The sequence below is a fragment of the Streptomyces sparsus genome (genome assembly GCF_054776295.1).
Window position 1 is genome coordinate 1 of sequence record NZ_BAAHCA010001751.1, and the last position, 502, is coordinate 502.

The following is a 502-nucleotide window of genomic DNA, read 5'->3' on the forward strand; positions in this document are numbered from 1 at the left end:
TCCGTGCCGGCCCGCCGCACGGACGGTACGGCGACGCCCGCCGCAGGGACGGTACCGGGTGCGCGGCCGCGTCACAGGGCCACCCCCCGGGCGCGCAACCACGGGACCGGGTTGACGCCGGAGCCGACCCGAGGCGTCACCCGGACCTCGAAGTGCAGGTGGGGGCCGCTGGAGTTGCCCGTGCTGCCGGACAGGCCGATCTGCTGCCCGGGACGCACCCGCTGGCCGGGGAGGACCTGGAGCAGCGACAGATGGGCGTACTGGGTGTAGTAACCGCTCGGATGGCGTACCAGCAGCTGGTGCCCGAACGCGTCACCGCAGCCGTAGTCGGCGACCACACCCGCCCCGACCGCGCGCACCGGCGTACCGGTGGCGACGGCGAAGTCCTGCCCGGTGTGTCCGCGCGACCAGCGGGAGCCCCGGGCCGCGTACCCGGCGGAGAGCCGGTACCGCTCCACGGGCGCCACCCAGGGCGTGCCCGCGGGGGCGGACGTGCCGCCGG

Annotated in this window: 1 protein-coding gene; it reads right to left on the reverse strand. The window is 76.7% G+C overall.

The window, feature by feature from the left end; all coding sequences use genetic code 11:
- Window positions 1–71 precede the first annotated feature (71 nt).
- Window positions 72–502, reverse strand: a 431-nt coding sequence (locus tag ACYVE9_RS30650; protein WP_461031100.1) for a M23 family metallopeptidase, incomplete at its 5' end; no start/stop codon positions are given.